Origin of the sequence: Streptomyces coelicoflavus (assembly GCF_003112555.1) — a bacterium.
In the GTDB taxonomy this organism is placed as follows: Bacteria; Actinomycetota; Actinomycetes; order Streptomycetales; family Streptomycetaceae; genus Streptomyces; species Streptomyces coelicoflavus.
This window is the reverse complement of sequence record NZ_BEWB01000008.1, coordinates 82,214-101,249: the sequence shown is the minus strand read 5'-3', so window position 1 is coordinate 101,249 and position 19,036 is coordinate 82,214. Positions and strand designations below refer to the sequence as shown.

The 19,036-nt window shown below is 72.4% G+C and carries 16 protein-coding genes; 5 read left to right on the top strand and 11 right to left on the bottom strand.

The genetic code is table 11. The features are described from left to right. Positions 1-32 precede the first annotated feature (32 nt). Genes pcaDC through Sco07f_RS20240 form a run of 7 tightly spaced genes read right to left on the bottom strand, consistent with a single transcriptional unit; the run spans position 33 to position 6,525 of the window. Positions 33-1,163: a bifunctional 3-oxoadipate enol-lactonase/4-carboxymuconolactone decarboxylase PcaDC gene (gene pcaDC, locus Sco07f_RS20270; RefSeq protein ID WP_108988669.1), complete on the bottom strand. Its 1,131-nt coding sequence runs from the start codon at positions 1,161-1,163 to the stop codon at positions 33-35. Next, positions 1,160-2,518: a 3-carboxy-cis,cis-muconate cycloisomerase gene (gene pcaB, locus Sco07f_RS20265; RefSeq protein WP_108988668.1), complete on the bottom strand. Its 1,359-nt coding sequence runs from the start codon at positions 2,516-2,518 to the stop codon at positions 1,160-1,162. The genes pcaDC and pcaB overlap by 4 nt, the downstream gene beginning before the upstream one ends. Then, on the bottom strand, positions 2,515-3,120 hold the full coding sequence (gene pcaG, locus Sco07f_RS20260) for a protocatechuate 3,4-dioxygenase subunit alpha (protein ID WP_007389030.1): 606 nt from the start codon (positions 3,118-3,120) through the stop codon (positions 2,515-2,517). The genes pcaB and pcaG overlap by 4 nt, the downstream gene beginning before the upstream one ends. A 6-nt stretch (positions 3,121-3,126) precedes the next feature. Next, positions 3,127-3,900 carry a protocatechuate 3,4-dioxygenase subunit beta gene (pcaH, locus tag Sco07f_RS20255; protein WP_108988667.1) on the bottom strand — a complete coding sequence of 258 codons (774 nt, stop codon included), beginning with the start codon at positions 3,898-3,900 and terminating at the stop codon, positions 3,127-3,129. A 17-nt stretch (positions 3,901-3,917) separates the two neighbouring features. Beyond that, positions 3,918-5,120 (bottom strand): thiolase family protein, encoded by a 1,203-nt coding sequence (locus Sco07f_RS20250; protein ID WP_108988666.1) that lies wholly within the window; start codon positions 5,118-5,120, stop codon positions 3,918-3,920. Continuing rightward, complete coding sequence (locus Sco07f_RS20245) at positions 5,117-5,770, bottom strand: CoA transferase subunit B (RefSeq protein ID WP_108988665.1); 654 nt, start codon at positions 5,768-5,770, stop codon at positions 5,117-5,119. The genes Sco07f_RS20250 and Sco07f_RS20245 overlap by 4 nt, the downstream gene beginning before the upstream one ends. Beyond that, on the bottom strand, positions 5,770-6,525 hold the full coding sequence (locus Sco07f_RS20240; RefSeq protein ID WP_108988664.1) for a CoA transferase subunit A: 756 nt from the start codon (positions 6,523-6,525) through the stop codon (positions 5,770-5,772). The genes Sco07f_RS20245 and Sco07f_RS20240 overlap by 1 nt, the downstream gene beginning before the upstream one ends. Before the next feature lie 224 nt (positions 6,526-6,749). Here Sco07f_RS20240 and Sco07f_RS20235 point away from each other — a divergent pair, with 224 nt between their 5' ends. Continuing rightward, the gene (locus Sco07f_RS20235; protein ID WP_007389039.1) at positions 6,750-7,214 is read left to right on the top strand and encodes a MarR family winged helix-turn-helix transcriptional regulator; all 465 of its coding nucleotides are present in this window, start codon (positions 6,750-6,752) and stop codon (positions 7,212-7,214) included. 46 nt (positions 7,215-7,260) lie between these two features. Here Sco07f_RS20235 and Sco07f_RS20230 read toward each other — a convergent pair whose 3' ends face one another. Then, positions 7,261-8,238: a DUF3048 domain-containing protein gene (locus Sco07f_RS20230; protein WP_108988851.1), complete on the bottom strand. Its 978-nt coding sequence runs from the start codon at positions 8,236-8,238 to the stop codon at positions 7,261-7,263. A gap of 210 nt (positions 8,239-8,448) precedes the next feature. Between Sco07f_RS20230 and Sco07f_RS20225 the strand changes: the two genes are divergently transcribed. Further along, a complete protein-coding gene (locus tag Sco07f_RS20225; RefSeq protein ID WP_087788728.1) occupies positions 8,449-9,639 on the top strand; it encodes a zinc-dependent alcohol dehydrogenase in 1,191 nt (396 codons plus the stop codon). Between the two features lie 19 nt (positions 9,640-9,658). On the opposite strand, the gene Sco07f_RS20220 is transcribed toward Sco07f_RS20225, so the two are convergent. After that, positions 9,659-10,726: an ATP-dependent DNA ligase gene (locus Sco07f_RS20220; protein ID WP_042822634.1), complete on the bottom strand. Its 1,068-nt coding sequence runs from the start codon at positions 10,724-10,726 to the stop codon at positions 9,659-9,661. Positions 10,727-10,800: 74 nt separating this feature from the next. Here Sco07f_RS20220 and ligD point away from each other — a divergent pair, with 74 nt between their 5' ends. Continuing rightward, positions 10,801-11,826, top strand: a complete 1,026-nt coding sequence (gene ligD / locus Sco07f_RS20215; protein WP_007389041.1) for a non-homologous end-joining DNA ligase — start codon at positions 10,801-10,803, stop codon at positions 11,824-11,826. Between the two features lie 15 nt (positions 11,827-11,841). Here ligD and Sco07f_RS20210 read toward each other — a convergent pair whose 3' ends face one another. Both Sco07f_RS20210 and Sco07f_RS20205 read right to left on the bottom strand, forming a co-directional pair. After that, positions 11,842-14,031: an OmpL47-type beta-barrel domain-containing protein gene (locus tag Sco07f_RS20210; RefSeq protein WP_108988663.1), complete on the bottom strand. Its 2,190-nt coding sequence runs from the start codon at positions 14,029-14,031 to the stop codon at positions 11,842-11,844. A gap of 14 nt (positions 14,032-14,045) precedes the next feature. Then, on the bottom strand, positions 14,046-16,523 hold the full coding sequence (locus Sco07f_RS20205) for a ThuA domain-containing protein (protein WP_174855395.1): 2,478 nt from the start codon (positions 16,521-16,523) through the stop codon (positions 14,046-14,048). Between the two features lie 200 nt (positions 16,524-16,723). Between Sco07f_RS20205 and Sco07f_RS20200 the strand changes: the two genes are divergently transcribed. Further along, complete coding sequence (locus Sco07f_RS20200; RefSeq protein ID WP_108988662.1) at positions 16,724-17,770, top strand: multicopper oxidase domain-containing protein; 1,047 nt, start codon at positions 16,724-16,726, stop codon at positions 17,768-17,770. A gap of 159 nt (positions 17,771-17,929) precedes the next feature. After that, complete coding sequence (locus Sco07f_RS20195; RefSeq protein WP_087788724.1) at positions 17,930-18,976, top strand: LacI family DNA-binding transcriptional regulator; 1,047 nt, start codon at positions 17,930-17,932, stop codon at positions 18,974-18,976. Positions 18,977-19,036: the final 60 nt, after the last annotated feature.

The following is a 19,036-nucleotide window of genomic DNA, read 5'->3' as shown; positions in this document are numbered from 1 at the left end:
CCCGTCGGGGCCCGCCGCGGGACCGTGCGACGTCACCCCGCGGCGGGGCCGTCCGCTTCCTCGGCCAGCACCCGCTGGGCCGTCGCGAACGCGGAGTTCGCGGCCGGCACCCCGCAGTACACCGCCGTCTGGAGCAGGACCGCGCCGATCTCGTCCGCCGTCAGCCCGTTGCGCCGCGCCGCCCGCACATGCATGGCGAGCTCCTCGTAGTGGCCGTGCGCGACCAGCGCCGTCAGCGTGACCATGCTGCGCTCACGGCGCGAGAGCGTCTCGTCGGTCCAGATCTCGCCCCACGCGTAGCGGGAGATGAAATCCTGGAAGCGGGCGGTGAACGGCGTCTGCCGCCCCTGCGCCCGGTCCACGTGCGCGTCGCCCAGCACCTCGCGCCGCACCGCCATGCCGCGCCCGGCATCGCCGTCGAAGTGGGCCCGCAGCGCCGTCAGCACCGGCTCGGGCCGCTCGGCCGGCGCCAGGTGCGACGCGCCCGGGATCTCCGTCAGCGTCGCGCCGGGCACCGCGTCGGCGAGCTCCCGCAGATGCGCGGGCGGCGTGGCCGGGTCCTCGCGCCCGGCGATCAGCAGCGTCGGCGCGGAGATCTCCCCGACCCGGTCCCGCAGGTCGAAGGCGGCCAGCGCGTCGCAGCAGGCGGCGTACGCCTCCGGGTCGGCGTCCCGGTGGTCCCGGACCAGCCGCGGCACCGTGAACCCCGGGGTGAACCACCGCGCGTCCGCGCTCTCGGCGAGCCGTGCCAGCCCCTCCTCGCGCACCCGCGTGGCCCGCTCCTGCCACGGCTTCGCACCGTTGAAGTGCGCCGACGAGCAGACGACCGCGAGGGACGACACCCGCTCCGGGCGGTGCACGGCCAGGTGCAGGCCCACCGCGCCGCCCAGGGACACCCCGGCGTAGGCGAACCGTTTCACCCCGAGCGAGTCGGCGAGCGCGAGCACCAGCTCGGCCAGGTCCGCGACGGTGGCGCCGGGCCCGATCAGGTCGGCCGGCGAGCCTCCGTGTCCCGGCAGGTCCCAGCGGATCACCCGGTGCGCCGCGGACAGTTCGGGCGCCACCGCGTCCCACAGGGCGTACGAGGTGCCCAGCGAGGGTCCGAGCAGCAGTGGGGGAGCGGAGGCGGGGCCTTCGGACAGATGGTTGAGCAGATTCGTCAACGTCGCTCCAGAGCACGGTCGGTGAGTGCGGCGGCGGCACCCGTGTAGCGGGCGGGGTCGGTCGGGGTGGCCAGGTCGACGCCCCGCAACTCCGGCACCTCGGCGAGCAGTTCGCCAAGGCTCCGCCCCTCGGCGTACGTACGGGCCGCCAGCTCGGTGAGCAGCTCCTTGGCGCGGGCCCGCCCGAGCGCCGGGGCCAGTTCTGCGGAGAGCCGCTCAGAGACGATCAGCCCGTGCGTCAGCCCGAGGTGCGCGCGCATCACGTCCGGGCGCACGCGCAGCCCCTCGGCCAGTTCGGCGGCGTCACGCACGGCGCCGCCGGTCAGGCGCAGCAGGTCCCGCAGCGGTTCCCACTCGGCGTGCCAGGCCCCGGCCGGCCGCTCGTCCTCGGCGACCAGCGAGCCGTACAGCGTGGCCGCGAGCTGCGGAGCGCGCCGGGCGGCCGCCGCGATCAGCGTGGACCGCACCGGGTTGGCCTTGTGCGGCATCGCCGAGGAACCGCCGCCACCGCCCTCGGCGACCTCGCCGATCTCGGTGCGGGACAGCGTCAGCACGTCCGCGGCGATCTTCCCGAGCGCCCCGGCGGTGAGGGCGAGGGCGCCGGCCAGGTCGGCGACCGGAGTGCGCAGGGTGTGCCAGGGCAGCTCGGGTGGCCGCAGGGCCAGTTCACGGGCGTACGCCGCCGGCAGCGCGGCCGGGTCCGTCGCGCCGTACGCCTCGAAGGCGGCCAGGGTGCCCGCCGCGCCGCCGAGCTGGGCGGGCAGCGCGGCACGCACCGTCGCGATCCGGTCCCGGGCGTCCAGCACCAGCGAGCGCCATCCGGCCGCCTTGAGCCCGAAGGACGTCGGCACGGCGTGCTGGGTGAGGGTCCGGCCCGGCATCGGCGTGTCCCGGTGCCCGGCGGCCAGCCGGGCGAGCGCCCGTTCCGTGCGGGCGAGGTCGGGCAGCAGCAGGTCCAGGGTGCGGGCGGCGACCAGCATCGTGGCCGTGTCCAGGATGTCCTGGCTGGTCGCGCCCCGGTGCACATACGGCCCGTAGGGCTCGCCGACCGCCTTCGTCAGGTCGGCCACCAGGGGAATGACCGGGTTCCCGCCGTCCCGGGCGCGCTCGGCGAGGGAACGCGCGTCGAAGGCGGCCGGATCGGCTGCGGCCGCGCCCACCGCGTGAGCCGCCTCGGCCGGGGCGAGCCCCAGCGCGGCCTGGGCACGCGTGAGCGCCACCTCCGCGTCCAGCAGGGCCCGCAGATACGCGCGGTCGGCGGTCGCGGACGCGGCCGGCGAGCCCGCCCACCCGGGGGCGAGCAGGCTCGCGCCGGCGGCGGTGCCGGCGTCGGCGGGTTCGGCGGATGATGTCACTGGAACTCCAGGAAGACCGTCTCGCCCTCGCCCTGAAGGCGGATGTCGAAACGGTACGTCCCGTGGCCCTCGTCCGCCGCGACCAGCGTGTCGCGGCGCCCGGCCGGCACCCGGGACAGCAGCGGGTCGGCGGCGAGCGCGGCCTCGTCGCCCGGCAGGTAGATCCGGGTGAACAGGTGTACGAGCAGCCCGCGCGCGAACACGCACACGCTCATGTACGGCGCGCCCCGCCCCCGCGCCCCCGGCCGCAGCGTCCGCGCGTACCAGTGGCCGTTCGCGTCGGTCTGGATGCGTCCGAAGCCGGTGAACTCCACGCCGTTGCGGCCCAGGAAGCCGCCGGAGGCCGGGTCGCGCCGCATCGAACCGTCGGCGGTCGGCACGTTGCCGTCGGGGTCGGGCCCCCACAGCTCCAGCAGGGCGTCGGGCAGCGGTTCGCCCTCGCCGTCGTACACGTACCCGTGCACGGTGACCGTGTCGGGGTGCCCGGCGGGCGCGATGTCCTCGCCGCCGCGGAAGGGCAGCGCGTACCCGTAGAACGGGCCGACCGTGTGCGACGGCGTGGGCAGCACCTGCTCCGGCGTGCTCGTGTCGATCTTCGTCATGGCGGGTCAGCGTCCTTCTTCGATCCAGGTGGCGTTGGGGCCGTCGAGCACGATGTCCCAGTGGTAGCCGAGCGAGAACTCGGGCACGGACAGGCTGTGGTCGTACGTCGCGATCAGCCGCTGCCGTGCCGAGTCGTCCGTCACCGACTGGAGGATCGGGTCGTACGCGAACAGGGGGTCGTTCGGGAAGTACATCTGCGTGACCAGGCGCTGCGTGAACGCCGAGCCGAACACGGAGAAGTGGATGTGCGCCGGACGCCAGGCGTTGACGTGGTTGCGCCACGGGTAGGGGCCGGGCTGCACGGTGGTGAAGCGGTAGAAGCCGTCGTCGTCGGAGAGGGTGCGGCCCACGCCGGTGAAGTTCGGGTCCAGCGGCGCGTCGTGCTGCTCGCGCTGGTGCGCGTACCGGCCGGCCGAGTTGGCCTGCCAGATCTCCACGAGCTGCCCGCGCACCGGCCTGCCGTTCCGGTCGAGCAGGCGCCCTGAGACGGTGATGCGCTCGCCGACCGGCTCCCCGGTGTGCTGCCGGGTCAGGTCGTTGTCGATCCCGGTGATGTCCCGCTCCCCGAAGGCGGGGGAGGACAGCTCCACCAGCTCCGGGTCCTTGGCCACGTCGATGGCGATCGGCGGCTGCTTGGGGTGGCGCAGCACCGAGGAGCGGTACGGGGCGTAGTCGCGGCGCGGGTGGTGCTCTACGGGCGCGCCGTCGGCGACCCGCTTCTCGTAGGCGGCGTGCTCGGCCGCGATCTCCGCGTCGATGTCGTGCTGGGTGAGAGTCATGGGGATTCCCTGGGTGACTAGCGGTCGAGGACCAGGGCGAGGCCCTGGCCGACACCGATGCAGAGGGTGGCGATGCCGGTGCCGCTCCCCTTGCGGGCGAGCTGGTGGGCGACGGTGCCGGCGAGGCGGGCGCCCGAGGCGCCGAGGGGGTGACCGAGGGCGATGGCGCCGCCCCGCGGGTTCAGGATCGCGGGGTCGAACTCGGGCCACTCGGCGACGCAGCCCAGCACCTGGGCGGCGAAGGCCTCGTTGAGTTCGAGCACGTCCAGGTCGGCGAAGCTCCGGCCGGCCTTGGCCAGCGCGCGGTTCACGGCCTCGACGGGGGCGAGTCCGAAGTACTGCGGGTCGGTCGCCGATACACCGGTCGCCGAGACCCGGGCGAGCGGCTCGCGGCCAGTGGCCCGCAGCCCCTCCTCGTCGACCAGGAGCAGCGCGGCGGCACCGTCGTTGAGCGGGGAGGCGTTCCCGGCGGTCACCGTGCCGTCGGTCTTCCGGAACGACGGCCGGAGCTTGGCCATCGCATCCAGTGACGCGTCCGGGCGTACGCACTCGTCGGCGGCGAAGTCCACCGGGTCGCCCTTGCGGCGCGGCACGGGCACGGGCACCAGCTCGGCGCCGAACAGGCCGTCCCCCTGCGCGCGGGCGGCCTTGTGGTGCGAGGCGAGGGCGTACTCGTCCTGCCGCTCGCGGGTGATCCCGTGCTTGTCCGCGATCAGCTCCGCCGACTCGCCGAGCGGGATCGTCCACCGCGGGTCCATCGCCGGGTTGACCATGCGCCAGCCCAGGGTGGTCGAGTACATCTCGGCGTGCCCGGCGGGGAAGGGCCGGTCCGACTTGGGCAGCACGTACGGCGCCCGGGTCATCGACTCCACGCCGCCCGCGAGCGCGACCGAGGCGTCGCCGACCGCGATGGCGCGGGCGGCCTGGATCACCGCTTCGAGGCCGGACGCGCACAGCCGGTTCACCGTGACGCCGGGGACGGTGGTGGGCAGGCCGGCCAGGAGGGCGGCCATACGGGCGACGTTGCGGTTCTCCTCGCCTGCGCCGTTGGCGTTGCCGAAGTACACGTCGTCGATCCGCGACGGGTCCAGGTCGGGGGTGCGGCCGAGGAGTTCACGGATCGCGTGCGCGGCCAGGTCGTCCGGCCGTACGCCCGCCAGGCCCCCGTTGTACCTGCCGAACGGGGTGCGCACCGCGTCGACGATGTAGACGTCCTTCACTTCAGTCCCTCCGCGCTGTTCGCAACGACGAGTCCGGCGCCGGTCCTGGCGACGACGTCGTCGACGCTCACGCCCGGGGCGGTCTCGACCAGGACCAGGCCGTCGTCGGTGACGTCGAGGACGCCGAGGTCGGTGATGACACGGTTCACGCACGCCTTGCCGGTGAGCGGCAGCGCGCACTCCTCGAGGATCTTGGGGGAGCCGTCCTTGGCGGTGTGGGTCATGACCACGATGACCGTGCGGGCGCCGTGGACGAGGTCCATCGCGCCGCCGATGCCGGTGATCATCTTTCCGGGGACGGCCCAGTTGGCCAGGTCGCCGCCCGCGGAGACCTGCATCGCGCCGAGCACCGCGACGTCGATGTGCCCGCCACGGATCATGCCGAAGGAGAGGGCCGAGTCGAAGAAGGCGGCGCCCGGCCGGACCGTGACCGTCTCCTTGCCCGCGTTGATCAGGTCGGGATCCACCTCGGCGTCGGTGGGGTACCGGCCGGTGCCCAGGATGCCGTTCTCCGACTCCAGGATGACCTCGACGCCCTGGGGGAGGTGGTTCGGGATCAGTGTGGGCAGACCGATGCCGAGGTTGACGTACTGGCCGTCCGCCAGCTCCAGCGCCGCCCGTGCGGCCATCTGTTCACGCGTCCACGCCATCAGGAACTCACCGTCCGCCGCTCGATCTTCTTGTCGGTGGCCTGCTCCGGGGTGAGTGCCACCACCCGCTGGACGAAGATCCCCGGCAGGTGCACCGCGTCCGGGTCGATCCCGCCCGGCTCGACCAGCTCCTCCACCTCGGCGATCGTCACCCGTCCGGCCATCGCGGCCAGCGGGTTGAAGTTCCGGGACGACTTCGCGAAGACCAGGTTCCCGTGCCGGTCGCCCTTCGCGGCGCGGACCAGGGCGAAGTCCGTGCGGATGCCGCGCTCCAGGACGTACTCCGTCCCGTCGAACTCGCGGACCTCCTTCGGCGGCGAGGCCAGCGCGACCCCGCCCGACCCGTCGTACCGCCACGGCAGCCCGCCGTCGGCGACCTGGGTGCCGACCCCGGCGGGGGTGTAGAAGGCGGGTATCCCCGAGCCGCCGGCCCGCAGCCGCTCGGCCAGGGTGCCCTGGGGGATCAACTCCACCTCCAGCTCCCCGCCGAGGTACTGGCGCGCGAACTCCTTGTTGGCGCCGATGTAGGACCCGGTCACGCGGGCGATGCGCCCGGCGGCCAGCAGGACGGCCAGCCCGGAGTCCATCGCCCCGCAGTTGTTGGAGACCACCGACAGCCCGCCGGTCCCGCGCTCGTACAGCGCCTGGATCAGCACGTTCGGCACACCGCTCAGCCCGAAACCGCCCACCGCGAGCGACGCGCCGTCGGGCACGTCGGCCACCGCCGCACCGGCCGCGGCCACCACCTTGTCCATCCGAGGAGCCCCATCTCTTCCGTGCGCCCGGGACAGATAGTCAGGGCACTGAGTATTTCGGCGAGGTTGCCCACACGCTGCCACCGGACGGCCGGGGCGTCAAGACCCACAAAACGCGAGGTAGATCGTATGAGGCGTTGCCGGATGCCGAAACTCGGCGCCATGTATCGTCAGTGCACCTACGAAAGATTCAGTGCACCTACGAAAGACGACGGGGAGTGCACATGGCAGCGGTCGATCTGGCCACCCACCCCGGCCACCTGGCCCGGCGGCTACAGCAGGCGCACTACCTGCTGTGGAACACGATGGTCTCCGAGGAGACCACGTCGCCGCAGTACGCCGTCCTCAACGCACTCGTCGCCGAGCCGGGGCTCGACCAGCGCACCGTGGGGGAGCGGGTGGGCCTGGACCGGTCCACCATCGCGGAGGTGGTCAGCCGGCTCGGCCGTCGCGGGCTGCTCGACAAGGTCCGCGACCCGCAGGACGGCCGCCGGTCCCTGCTCCGGCTCACCGACGAGGGCCTGCGCGTCCACCGCAGGCTGGGCGTGCGCATCGCCCGGATGAACCAGGTCTTCCTGGCCCCGCTCGCCGCCGACGAGCAGGCGGTGTTCATCGATCTGATCCGCCGGGTCGCGGACGCCGCGGAGGGGCTCCGCAACCCGGCCGAGCCGACGGCGGCACCGGGCTGACCGGGGACTGCCCCCGTCAGGAGCGCCCGGCTCAGGAGTGCCCGGCTCAGGAGTGCCCGGCGAAGACGACCCACACCTGGCCCTCGGCGAAGTTCAGCGGCTTGCCGTCCTCGGTGGTGAAGGTCGTGCCGTCCGCGGCCGCCTCGCGCTTCCAGCTCGCGTCGTACGCCCGCCCGTCGCGCAGCACCTCCGCCTCGCCCGAGCCCACCGACTCGACGTAGGGCGAATTGCTGCCGCGGAAGTCGCGGAAGTCCGACTCGCGCACCGTCACGTGCTGCACGACGACCGTGGCCGGTGCCAGCCGCCCGCCGTCGGCCGTGCGGGCCGGGCTGCCGTCCATGGAGACCAGCCACCGGTCCCGGCTCTCGGACCAGGTGAAGGCGAAGCTCGCCGAGGGGTAGCGCACCGTGTGCGAGGGCTCCGCCCGGCCGCCCGCGGGGGCCTTGCCGTAGGTGAACCCGGTGGTGAGGGCCGCGGCACCCGACGGCTTCCCCAGCAGCTTGTCCGGCCGCAGGTAGAGGTTGTGCGGGGCCTGCCGGTCCCCGGCGCGGACGTAGATGTCGGAGTCCTCGCTCGCCGGCTCCGCGCGCAGCGGCGCCTTGTCGATGAGCGGCAGCAGTTTGCTCTGCGCTCCGGAGAAGGCCAGCACCGGACGGTCGAACTGGCCGAGCAGCTCCAGGTCGGACTCGCGGGCGCTGCGCACCGGCCCCACCGACTCCGGCAGCTCGGTGGCGTAGACCGCCATCAGCCGGCTCAGCCCGGCCTCCACCGGCTCGGCGTAGACGACGTCCGCGTCCTCCAGGCCCGTCTGGGGGCGGGCCGCGCGTACGTTGTCGACCTTCACGGCGAGCACCGGTCCGGACGCGGGGGCGGCGCTGTGCGTCCGCTCCGGTCGCGGCGCGTGCGACGCCCGTCCGTCGTCCTTCGCGCCGGGCCCCGCCGTGCAGCCCGCCGCCCCCAGCGAGACCGCCACCGCCGCCGTCAGCAGCGCGGCGCGACGCCTTCTGCGCGTTCCTCTTCGCATCCCGGCCATCCGTCCACCCATCCCGTGTCATTGATTGTGCGCTTCTTGAAGCATTTAGTGCCATACCTGAATGAATCCGATACGGCACACGGAACGGGGCAGATAATCCGCTGTTCGGCCGAAAAGACCGCCGGGTTCGGCGACGGGAGCCCGGGGGTACCCGGCGGGCACGCAGAACCGACGCGCACGGCGACGGAGGGAGCGCGGGCGATGAAGGCAGTGACGTGGCAGGGCAAGCGGGACGTGCGGGTGGAGGAGGTGCCCGACCCCAAGATCCAGGAGCCGACGGACGCCGTCATCCGCGTCACGTCCTCCGGGCTGTGCGGCTCCGACCTGCACCTGTACGAGGTGCTCACGCCGTTCATGACACCGGGCGACATCCTCGGCCACGAGCCGATGGGCATCGTCGAGGAGGTCGGTCCCGAGGTGACCAATCTGAGGCCCGGAGACCGGGTGGTGGTGCCGTTCCAGATCGCGTGCGGCCACTGCTGGATGTGCGAAACCGGGCTGCCGACCCAGTGCGAGACCACCCAGGTCACCGGCGAGGGCATGGGCGCCCCGCTGTTCGGCTACACCCGCCTGTACGGCGCGATCCCCGGCGGCCAGGCCGAGTACCTGCGCGTGCCCCAGGCCCAGTTCGGACCGGTCAAGGTGCCCGAGGGGCCGGCCGACGACCGCTTCGTCTACCTCTCCGACGTGCTGCCCACCGCCTGGCAGGCGGTCGAGTACGCCGCCGTCCCGCAGGGCGGCAGCCTCGCCGTGCTGGGCCTCGGCCCGATCGGCGACATGGCGTGCCGGATCGCCCGCCTCAAGGGCGTCGACAAGGTGTTCGGCGTGGACCTCGTGCCGGAGCGGCTGGAGCGGGCCCGCGAGCGGGGCGTGGAGACCTTCGACCTGCGGTCCTTCGACAACGAGAAGGAACTCGTCTCGGCGATCCAGGACCGGACGGGCGGTCGTGGCCCCGACGCCGTGATCGACGCGGTCGGCACCGAGGCGCACGGCGGCGCCGTGGCCAAGCTGGTGCAGCAGACCGCCGCGGTGATGCCCCGGGCCATCGGCGGGCCCCTGGCGGAGCGGTTCAGCATCGACCGGCTCGCCGCCCTCTACACCGCGATCGACCTGGTGCGCCGCGGCGGCACCATCTCGCTGTCCGGTGTGTACGGCGGCATGGCCGACCCCATGCCGATGCTCACCATGTTCGACAAGCAGATCCAGCTGCGCATGGGCCAGGCCAACGTACGCCGCTGGAGCGACGAGATCGTCCCGTACCTGACCGACCAGGACCCCCTTGGCGTCGACGGCTTCGCCACCCACCGGGTGCCGCTGGCAGACGCGCCGCACGCGTACGAGATGTTCCAGAAGAAGCAGGACGGCGCGGTCAAGGTGCTGATGAAGCCGTAGGTGCCGTCGGGCCGGTGCGTCAGGGCCCGCCCAGGATCTCCGCCAGGTCGTAGCGGACCGGCTCCTCCAGCTGCGCGTAGGTGCAGCTCTCGGGGGTCCGGTCCGGGCGCCACCGGCGGAAGCGGGCCGTGTGCCGGAAGCGCGCGCCGTTCTCCATGTGGTCGTACGCGACCTCGACGACCCGCTCGGGACGCAGCGGCACCCAGGACAGGTCCTTCTTGCCCGACCAGCGGCTCGGCGCGCCCGGCAGCCGCGCCGACTCGTGCGCGGCCTCCTCGGCCCACTTCGCCCACGGATGGCCGCCCGCGTCGTCCATGCGCAGCGGCTCCAGCTCCTCCACCAGCTCGGCCCGGCGCTTCATGGTGAAGGCCGCGCACACCCCCACGTGCTGGAGTACACCCCGGTCGTCGTACAGGCCGAGCAGCAGCGAGCCGACCACGGGCCCGCTCTTGTGGAAGCGGTACCCGGCGACGACGACGTCCGCCGTCCGCTCGTGCTTGATCTTGAACATGGCCCGCTCGTCCTGCCGGTAGCGCAGGTCGAGCGGCTTGGCGACGACCCCGTCGAGCCCCGCCCCCTCGTACCGTTCGAACCACTGCCGTGCCACCTCGATGTCGTCCGTCGCCGGCGCCACGTGCACGGGCGGCGTCACCCCGCCCAGCGCCCGCTCCAGCAGCGCCCGCCGGTCGGCCAGCCCCACGTCGAGCAGGGACGCGTCGTCCAGCGCCAGCAGGTCGAAGGCGACCAGCGAGGCAGGGGTGCGCTCCGCCAGCGTCCGCACCCGGGAGTCCGCCGGATGGATCCGCTCGGTCAGCGCGTCGAAGTCCAGGTGCCCGTCCCGCGCGATCACGATCTCCCCGTCCACCACGCACCGCTCGGGCAACCGCTCCCGCACCGCCGCCACCAGCTCCGGGAAATACCTGGTCAACGGCTTGCCCGTACGGCTGCCCAGCTCCACCTCGTCGCCGTCGCGGAACACGATCGCCCGGAAACCGTCCCACTTGGCCTCGTAGTGCATCCCCGGCGGGATCTTCGCCACGGACTTGGCGAGCATCGGCTTCACGGGCGGCATGACGGGGAGGTCCATGGTCCGATTCTGTACGCCCTCGCCCCGGGGCGCCTGATGTGCGAAGCTCCCGCGCTGCGCCTACCGTGGCTCGCATGGCGGAAGCGGTGGAGCTGGAGGCGGGCGGCCGGACCGTGCGGTTGTCCAGTCCGGGGAAGGTGTTCTTCCCGGAGCACGGGTACACCAAGCTCGACGTGGCCCGGTACTACCAGGCCGTCGCCCCCGGCATCCTGCGCGCCCTGCGCGACCGGCCGACGACCCTCCAGCGCTACCCCGACGGGATCACCGGCGAGTGGTTCTACCAGAAGCGGGCGCCCAAGGGGATGCCCGACTGGATCCCGACCGCGCACATCACCTTCCCCAGCGGGCGCAGCGCCGACGAGATGTGCCCCACCGAGGAGGCGGCCGTGCTGTGGGCCGCCCAGTACGGCACCCTCACCTTCCACCCCTGGCCGGTGCGCCGCGACGACGTCGACCACCCCGACGAACTGCGCATCGACCTCGACCCGCAGCCCGGCACCGACTACGACGACGCCGCCCGCGCCGCCCACGAACTGCGCGCCGTGCTGGAGGAGTTCGGCGGGCTGCGCGGCTGGCCCAAGACCTCCGGCGGGCGCGGCATCCACGTCTTCGTGCCGATCGAGCCGCGCTGGACCTTCACCCAGGTGCGGCGCGCCGCCATCGCCGTGGGCCGTGAGATGGAACGGCGGATGCCCGACCGGGTCACCATCAAGTGGTGGAAGGAGGAGCGCGGCGAGCGCATCTTCATCGACTACAACCAGACCGCCCGCGACCGCACCATCGCCTCCGCCTACTCCGTGCGGCCCCGCCCGCACGCGCCCGTCTCCGCCCCGCTGACCTGGGACGAGGTGGGGGTGGCGCACCCGCAGGACTTCGACATCACGACCATGCCCGCGCGCTTCGCCGAACTCGGCGACGTGCACGCGGGCATGGACGACACGAGGTACTCCCTCGACGCGCTGCTGGAGCTGGCGACGAAGGACGAGCACGACCACGGGCTCGGTGATCTGCCGTACCCGCCCGAGTATCCGAAGATGCCGGGCGAGCCGAGCCGGGTCCAGCCCAGCCGGGCCAGGAAGAGGACTCCCGGCCCGGACTGAGTCAGGACGTGACCCCTAGAGGTCCTTGATGCGGACGTCGCGGTACGAGATCACGTCCGACGTGCTGTGCACCTGGAGTCCGACGTAGCCGGAGGCGAACCGCCGCCCGTCGGTGCCCGGGTCGTCCGAGCGCTCGGGGTAGAAGGTCTGCCCGCCGAAGTTGTCGAACTCGTTGATCAGCACACCGTTGCGGTAGATCGAGTAGTGCTGGTCCACCACCCGGATCTCGTAGTCGTTCCAGGTGCCCTTCTCGGTGACGCCCGCGCCGGCCAGGCCGACCCGGTCGAAGCCGTAGACGGACCCGGACTTGTACATGTCGCCGGTCGGGCTGTCGAACGCCTGGATCTCGTGCCCGTACTTGATGGCGACCCACTCCGGACGCGACTCCTCCGGGTGGTCGTGCACCTGCGGGAAGCGCACGAAGACGCCGCCGTTGGTGTTGGTAGTGCCCGCCGCGTCGTCACGCCACTGGAGCTTCAGCGAGAAGTCCCCGTACTTGCGCTCGGGGAACCACAGCATGCCCATGCCGGGCGTGCTGGTGCTGGAGGTGATCGACCCGTCCGCGTTCAGCGCGAACGAACCGCCGCCCACCTGCTCCCACTTGGCGAAGGACTCCTGGCTGCCGTCGAGGATGTTGCGGTAGCCCTCGGTCTGACCGGGCCGGCCGATCTTCGACTGCTTGGCGGCCTTGTTGATCGCCCGGTACTCCCGCTTGTCGACGACGCCCTCGTCCAGGAGCGCGTCCATGACCTCGCGGACGTGCTTGAGGAACAGCGCCTGGGACGTCCACTCCTTCTCGTCCTCGATCATCTCGTTGATCCGGCACCGGTTGTTGGTGACCCGGTTCGGCACCCCCGAGTCGACCGTGCCGACGATCACCGTGAGGCGCTCGTCGTACTCCGGGCAGGGCGGCGGCGGCACCTGGCCCGCCACCACCGTGAAGCTCACGGTCAGCGGCTCGGAGGTGTTGCCCGCCTTGTCGCTGGCCCGGTAGGCCACGGTGTGCCGGCCCACGCGGTCCACGACCACCGGGTCGGTGTACGCCAGGTAGGGCCCGGCGTCCAGCGAGTACTCCACACCGGCGACGCCGGAACCGCCCTCGTCCGCGGCGTTCACGGTCACCTTCGCGCTGCCGACGTAGGCGCCGTCGGAGTTCTTGGTGCCGTCCACGGTCGCGCCGGTCACCGGCGGGGTGGTGTCCTGCGGGGGAGCGGCCGCCACGGTGAAGGCGACGCTCTTCTCCGCGGCGACGTTGCCCGCCTTGTCGGTGGCCCGGTAGCGGACGGTGTGCTCGCCGACCTCGTGCACCATGACCGGCGCCGTGTACGCCGTCCAGGCGCCGTCGCCGACCGCGTACTCGATGGTGTTGACGCCGGAACCGGTGTCGGAGGCGGTGACGGTCACCGTCGCCATGTCGATGTACGCACCGTCCGCGTTCTTCTCACCGCTCACCGTTGCCGAGGTCTCCGGCGCGGTGGTGTCGTCGGTGTCCGGCGCGGCCACGGCGAACGTGACGCTCTTCTCCTCGGCAGCGTTGCCCGCCTTGTCGAACGCCCGGTAGCGCACCGTGTGCTCGCCGACCTGGTCGACGACGACCGGCGTGGTGTACGGCTGCCAGGCGCCGTCGGCACCGAGCGCGTACTCGATCCGCTCGACGCCGGAGCCGCCCTCGTCGGTGGCGGCGAGCGTCACGGTCGCGGAACCGACGTACGCGCCGTCGGCGTTCTGCGTGCCGCCCACCTCGGCCGAGGTCGCCGGCGCCGTGGTGTCCTCGCCACCGCCGCCCTCGGTCACCACGAGCACGCCCGTCATCTGGCCGTGGCCCGGGATCGTGCAGTGGTACATGTACGTGCCGGGGGTGAGGGTGACCTCGGCGGTGTGCTTGCCGCCCTGGTCGTCGTTCGGGTTGGCCAGGATGTTCAGCTGGACGTCCTGGTTGTACTCGGGATCGCTGGTCACGAACGTCAGCGTGTGCGGCATGCCGGTGGTGTTGCCGGTGGCCTCACTGTTCTCGAAGACGATCGTGGCCGGACCGGCCACCGCCGTCTCGGGCGCCGACGTGTACTTGGTGATGTCGTCACCGGCCGTCCAGGTGAGCACCTGGTCGGCGGCGGCCGCGGTGGGCGCCGCCGCGGGCTGCCCGGAGGCGGACGTCGCCTGCAGACCGAGGACCATCAGCAGGCCGGCCAACAGGGCGGCCCACATTCTTCGTTGGCGTATCACTCGGACCCCCTCGCCAGCTGTCCGGCGGCCGGCGTCGGCCCACCGCCCTCGTAGGTGACCCTCCACAGGGCCGACTTGGAGTCCGAGGTGAAGAAGCCGCGGCCGTAGTCCAGGACGTACAGCGCGCCGTCCGGGCCGAACTTCCAGCCCATCAGGTTCTTGATGCCGTCGTTGCCGATCGGCACGATCTTCTTCAGGGACTCCGAGTGCACCGGCAGACCGCCGTCGCCCTGCGTCTTCGGGTCCATCAGCACCGCGTTGCGCGGCTGGTCGGAGTCGTAGAAGTCACCGACGAACCACTTGCCGTCCCAGTACGCGGGCCACTTGGTGTCACTGGTGCTGTCGGCGTCGTAGCGGTAGACCGGGCCGTTCATCGCGGCCTGGCCGCCGCCCTTGAGCCAGGGCAGCTTGTACGTGGCCTCGTCCTGCTCGTACGACGGGACGCCGTTCTCGTCGCGCGGGTAGTCGGGACCGCCGCCCTGCGGCGAGTACCAGATGTTGTTGCCGGTCACCGGCGGCAGGTTGACCAGGCCGTCGTTGTTCGGCGACTCGTTCTTCGGGTGGTCGCAGTCGTACCAGCCAAGCGGCTTCGACGGGTCCGGCAGGTTCCGGTCCCGGTACGGCTGCTTGTTGCCCATGCAGTACGGCCAGCCGCGGTTGCTCGCCTTGGTGATGGTGGCGAACGTGTCGTACTTGGCCGGACCCCACGTCGGCGACGGAGCACCGGCGTCCGGGCCGACCCAGCCCGCGTAGAGGGTGTCGGTCTTCTTGTCGACGGAGATGCGCGCCGGGTTGCGCACACCCATCACGTAGATCTCGCCGCGCGTCTTGCCACCGCCCTCGGCGGTCTCCTTGCCGGTGAAGAGGTTGCCCTCCGGGAGTGTGTACGTCCCGTCCGGCTCCGGGTGGATGCGCAGGATCTTGCCGTTGAGGTTGTTGGTGTTGCCGGCGGTGCGGCGCGCGTCCGCGAAGGACACGCCCTTGAAGTTGGGCTCCGGGTTGTTGCCGGAGTAACCGTCGCTGAAACCGCTGGAGTTGTTGTCACCGGTGGCGATGTACAGGTTCCCCTTGGAGTCCCAGGCCATCCCGCCGCCCGCGTGGCAGCAGCTGTGGATCTGCACCGGCCACTTCAGCAGCACCTTCTCGCTGCCCAGGTCCAGCTTGTTGGTGGCCGGGTCGAGGGTGAAGCGGGAGACGCGGCGCTCGGCCATGTGCGTGTCCCGGTTGATCTCGGAGTGCGGGGTGTAGTGCAGGTACACCCACCCGTTCTCCGCGAACTCCGGGTCCAGCTCGATGCCGAGCAGGCCCTCCTCGACCTTGGTCAGCTCGTCGCCGCCGCCCTTGTTGCCGAAGACGGTCAGCGCGCCCGCGAGGGTGACCTTGTCGGTCTTCGGGTCCCAGACGTGGATCTCGCCCGTGCCCTTGCCGACGTCCGGGTCGTTCCAGTCGGTCACCACCGGCTGGGACGAGTCCGCGCCGCCGCGGCCGATGTAGAAGACGCGGCCGTCGGGGGCGGTGACCAGGCCGTGCGGTTCGCCGATCTGGTCGTTCTGGCCGGGCTGGTTGGGCTCGGTGAGCCGCTCGGCCTTGTAGTTGCCGTCGATGGTCGCCTTGCAGTCGGCCTGCGACAGCCGGGTCGTCCACATCAGGGCGCCGCGCAGATGGGTGCGGAAGTCGGTCTCGTCGTACGACGACACCGTGCCGCCCATGCCGGTGTAGAAGGACCGGCCGCCGTCGTAGTCGCGGCACCAGCTGACCGGGTGGTCCCAGCCGTTGGCGCTCGCGCCGGGCGCGTACGTCGACTCGCGCACCCGGGCCACGGTGTGCACGTCGCCGGACGGGTTCTCCTTCCAGTTCAGCCACTGGTCGGGGCGCTTCCACTCCATCGGCAGGTCCTTGGTGGCCGGATGCCGCCGGTCACCGACCTCCACCGTGGCACGCTGGACCTTCGTCGGACTGTCGGCGGCCGGACGCGCGCCGACCAGACCGGTGAACCAGTCCGAGTACGGCTCCGCGCGGGCCGCGTCGTGGACGCCGAGGAATCCGCCCCCGGCCTCCATGTAGGCCTCCAGGCCCGCCTCCTGGGCGGGCGTCAGGACGTCGCCGCCGCCGGTCAGGAACACGACCGCGTTGAACCGGCCGAGCTTCTTCCCGTTGGTGAAGACGTCGGCGTTGTCCGTGGCCTCGACCTTGAAGCGTTCCTTGGCCGGGCCGGACAGCCCGATCCGCTCGATGGCCGCGATCCCGGCGTTCACGACCGGAGACTCGTCGCCGGCCGCGGCGGACCCGTAGAAGATCAGCACCCGTACGTTGGCGCCGCCCGGCGGCGACTTGATCGACATCGTTGTCAGGGATGGGTCCGGCGCCGGACGTGCGCTGGCGGCAGGGCCGGCCAGCAGTCCCGCGGCGACGAAAGCGGCGGTGGCGCACGCCGCCCAGCCTCTACTTCTCGCGCTCAACCCTCTTAAGGGCATGGGCACCTCCTCGGTCACGGCAGCAGCGGAAAGGAAGCTAGACCTCTTTGCGCGGTACGCCAATAGGTATGACCGGGATCGAACGAACTTTGTCCTGAGTGTGGATAAACGCGGCGGCAACCGGTACGGTCCCACAGGTTCGTCACAGCCAATCAGGTCCTGGGTGCGCGCACATTCCGTATCGGCGTGGGGAGTTGGGCATGGACAGGCGAGGCTTCAACCGACGGGTACTGCTGGGCGGCGCGGCCGCCGCGACATCGTTGTCCATCGCCCCGGAGGCCGTGGGCGCGCCGCCCGCGGCCAAGGGGATCACCGCGAGGACGGCGCCGGCCGGGGGCGAGGTGAGACACATCAAGATGTACGCCGAGAAGCTGCCCGACGGGCAGATGGGCTACGGCCTCGAGAAGGGCAAGGCCTCCGTCCCGGGCCCGCTGATCGAGCTGAACGAGGGCGACACGCTGCACATCGAGTTCACCAACACGATGGACGTGCGGGCCAGTCTGCACGTCCACGGCCTGGACTACGAGATCTCCAGCGACGGCACCGCGATGAACAAGAGCGACGTCGAGCCCGGCGGCACCCGCACCTACACCTGGCGCACCCACAAACCGGGGCGCCGCAGCGACGGCACCTGGCGGCCGGGCAGCGCGGGCTACTGGCACTACCACGACCACGTCGTCGGCACCGAACACGGCACCGGAGGCATCCGCAAGGGCCTGTACGGTCCGGTGATCGTGCGCCGCAAGGGCGACGTGCTGCCGGACGCCACGCACACGATCGTCTTCAACGACATGACCATCAACAACCGTGCTCCGCACACCGGTCCCGACTTCGAGGCCACCGTCGGCGACCGGGTCGAGATCGTCATGATCACGCACGGCGAGTACTACCACACCTTCCACATGCACGGTCACCGCTGGGCGGACAACCGCACCGGCATCCTCACCGGGCCCGACGACCCGTCCCGGGTCATCGACAACAAGATCACCGGCCCGGCGGACTCCTTCGGCTTCCAGATCGTCGCCGGGGAGGGGGTGGGCGCCGGGGCGTGGATGTACCACTGCCACGTGCAGAGCCACTCCGACATGGGGATGGTGGGTCTGTTCCTGGTGAAGAAGCCGGACGGCACGATCCCCGGGTACGAGCCGCACGACCACGGCGGGACGGCCACGAAGAGCGGGACGGCCACGAAGAGCGGGGCGGCGGGGGGCGAGGCGCCCGCGGACGACCACGTGCACGAGCACTGAGCCGACGCCGGCCGGCCGGTCGCGTCACCGACGGGCCGGCCGGCCGCACACCCGCCCGAGCCGACCACCGCACCAGCACGTTTCCCGCCCCGAGAGGGCTCCCTCCCGTGCCGCGGCCTGCCGCTATCCTGAGCCGCAGCCGCCGAGGAGGAGCCGCCCGTGACCGAGACCGCGCCGCGCCCCACGCTCGAGGCCGTGGCCGAGCGCGCCGGGGTCTCGCGGGCCACCGTGTCCCGCGTGGTCAACGGCGCCCACGGGGTGCGGGACGCGCTGGCCGAGCGGGTCAGGCGTGCCGTGGAGGAACTCGGATACGTGCCCAACCAGGCCGCCCGCTCCCTGGTCACCCGGCGGCACCAGGCCGTCGCCGTCGTCGCCGCCGAACCGGAGACACGGGTCTTCGCCGACCCCTACTTCGCCCAGCAACTGCGCGGCATCAGCAAGGAACTGACGGCGCACGACAACCAGCTCGTGCTGCTGCTCACCGAGGGACGCGAGGACCACGCCCGGGTCGGCCGCTACCTGGCCGGCGGGCACGTCGACGGCGCCCTCGTCTTCTCCCTGCACCTCGACGACCCGCTGCCCGGCCTGGTCCGCGGCGCCGGTCTGCCGACCGTCTTCGGCGGGCGCCCCGACTGGGAGGACGGGCGGGGCGAGGTGGTCTACGTGGACAGCGACAACCGCGGCGGCGCCCGCTCGGCCGTCGAGCACCTGGCCGGGCTCGGCCGTACCCGTGTCGCGCACATCACCGGCCCGCTCGACCAGACCTCCGCGGCCGACCGGCTGGCGGGCTTCCGCGATGTCCGGCCCGACGCCGACCCGGGGCTCGTCGCGCCGGGCGACTTCACCTCGGGCGGCGGGGAACGGGCGATGCGGGAACTGCTCGACCGGTGCCCCGGCCTGGACGCCGTGTTCGCGGCCAACGACCTCACCGCGGCGGGCGCCCTGCGGGTGCTGCGCGAACGCGGGCGGCGGGTGCCGGACGACGTGGCCGTAGTGGGCTTCGACGACATGCTGCCCGTCGCCGAGGAGACCGACCCGCCGCTGACCACCGTCCGCCAGGACATCGAGGGCATGGGCCGGCTGATGGCCCGCCTGCTGCTGCGCGGCCTGGACGGCGGCCCGGCCGACGACGTCCCCCGGGCCCCGGCCGCCACTGGGCCGGGCGTGATCCTGCCGACCACCCTCGTGCGCCGCGCCACGGCGTGAGCCGGTCGCGCCGCCGTGTCGCCCGCGCCGCGCTCCCGGCTCGGACGCGGGGCACGCCCG

Bases quoted from the DNA above. Each gene is read 5' to 3' on its own strand.
- Sco07f_RS20200 (WP_108988662.1), top strand. From the start codon at position 16,724: ATGGACAGGCGAGGCTTCAACCGACGGGTACTGCTGGGCGGCGCGGCC.
- pcaG (WP_007389030.1), bottom strand. From the start codon at position 3,120: ATGACGAAGATCGACACGAGCACGCCGGAGCAGGTGCTGCCCACGCCG.
- Sco07f_RS20220 (WP_042822634.1), bottom strand. From the start codon at position 10,726: ATGGACCTCCCCGTCATGCCGCCCGTGAAGCCGATGCTCGCCAAGTCC.
- Sco07f_RS20235 (WP_007389039.1), top strand. From the start codon at position 6,750: ATGGCAGCGGTCGATCTGGCCACCCACCCCGGCCACCTGGCCCGGCGG.
- Sco07f_RS20240 (WP_108988664.1), bottom strand. From the start codon at position 6,525: ATGGACAAGGTGGTGGCCGCGGCCGGTGCGGCGGTGGCCGACGTGCCC.
- Sco07f_RS20245 (WP_108988665.1), bottom strand. From the start codon at position 5,770: ATGGCGTGGACGCGTGAACAGATGGCCGCACGGGCGGCGCTGGAGCTG.
- Sco07f_RS20225 (WP_087788728.1), top strand. From the start codon at position 8,449: ATGAAGGCAGTGACGTGGCAGGGCAAGCGGGACGTGCGGGTGGAGGAG.
- Sco07f_RS20230 (WP_108988851.1), bottom strand. From the start codon at position 8,238: ATGCGAAGAGGAACGCGCAGAAGGCGTCGCGCCGCGCTGCTGACGGCG.
- Sco07f_RS20210 (WP_108988663.1), bottom strand. From the start codon at position 14,031: ATGTGGGCCGCCCTGTTGGCCGGCCTGCTGATGGTCCTCGGTCTGCAG.
- pcaH (WP_108988667.1), bottom strand. From the start codon at position 3,900: ATGACTCTCACCCAGCACGACATCGACGCGGAGATCGCGGCCGAGCAC.
- ligD (WP_007389041.1), top strand. From the start codon at position 10,801: ATGGCGGAAGCGGTGGAGCTGGAGGCGGGCGGCCGGACCGTGCGGTTG.
- Sco07f_RS20205 (WP_174855395.1), bottom strand. From the start codon at position 16,523: ATGCCCTTAAGAGGGTTGAGCGCGAGAAGTAGAGGCTGGGCGGCGTGC.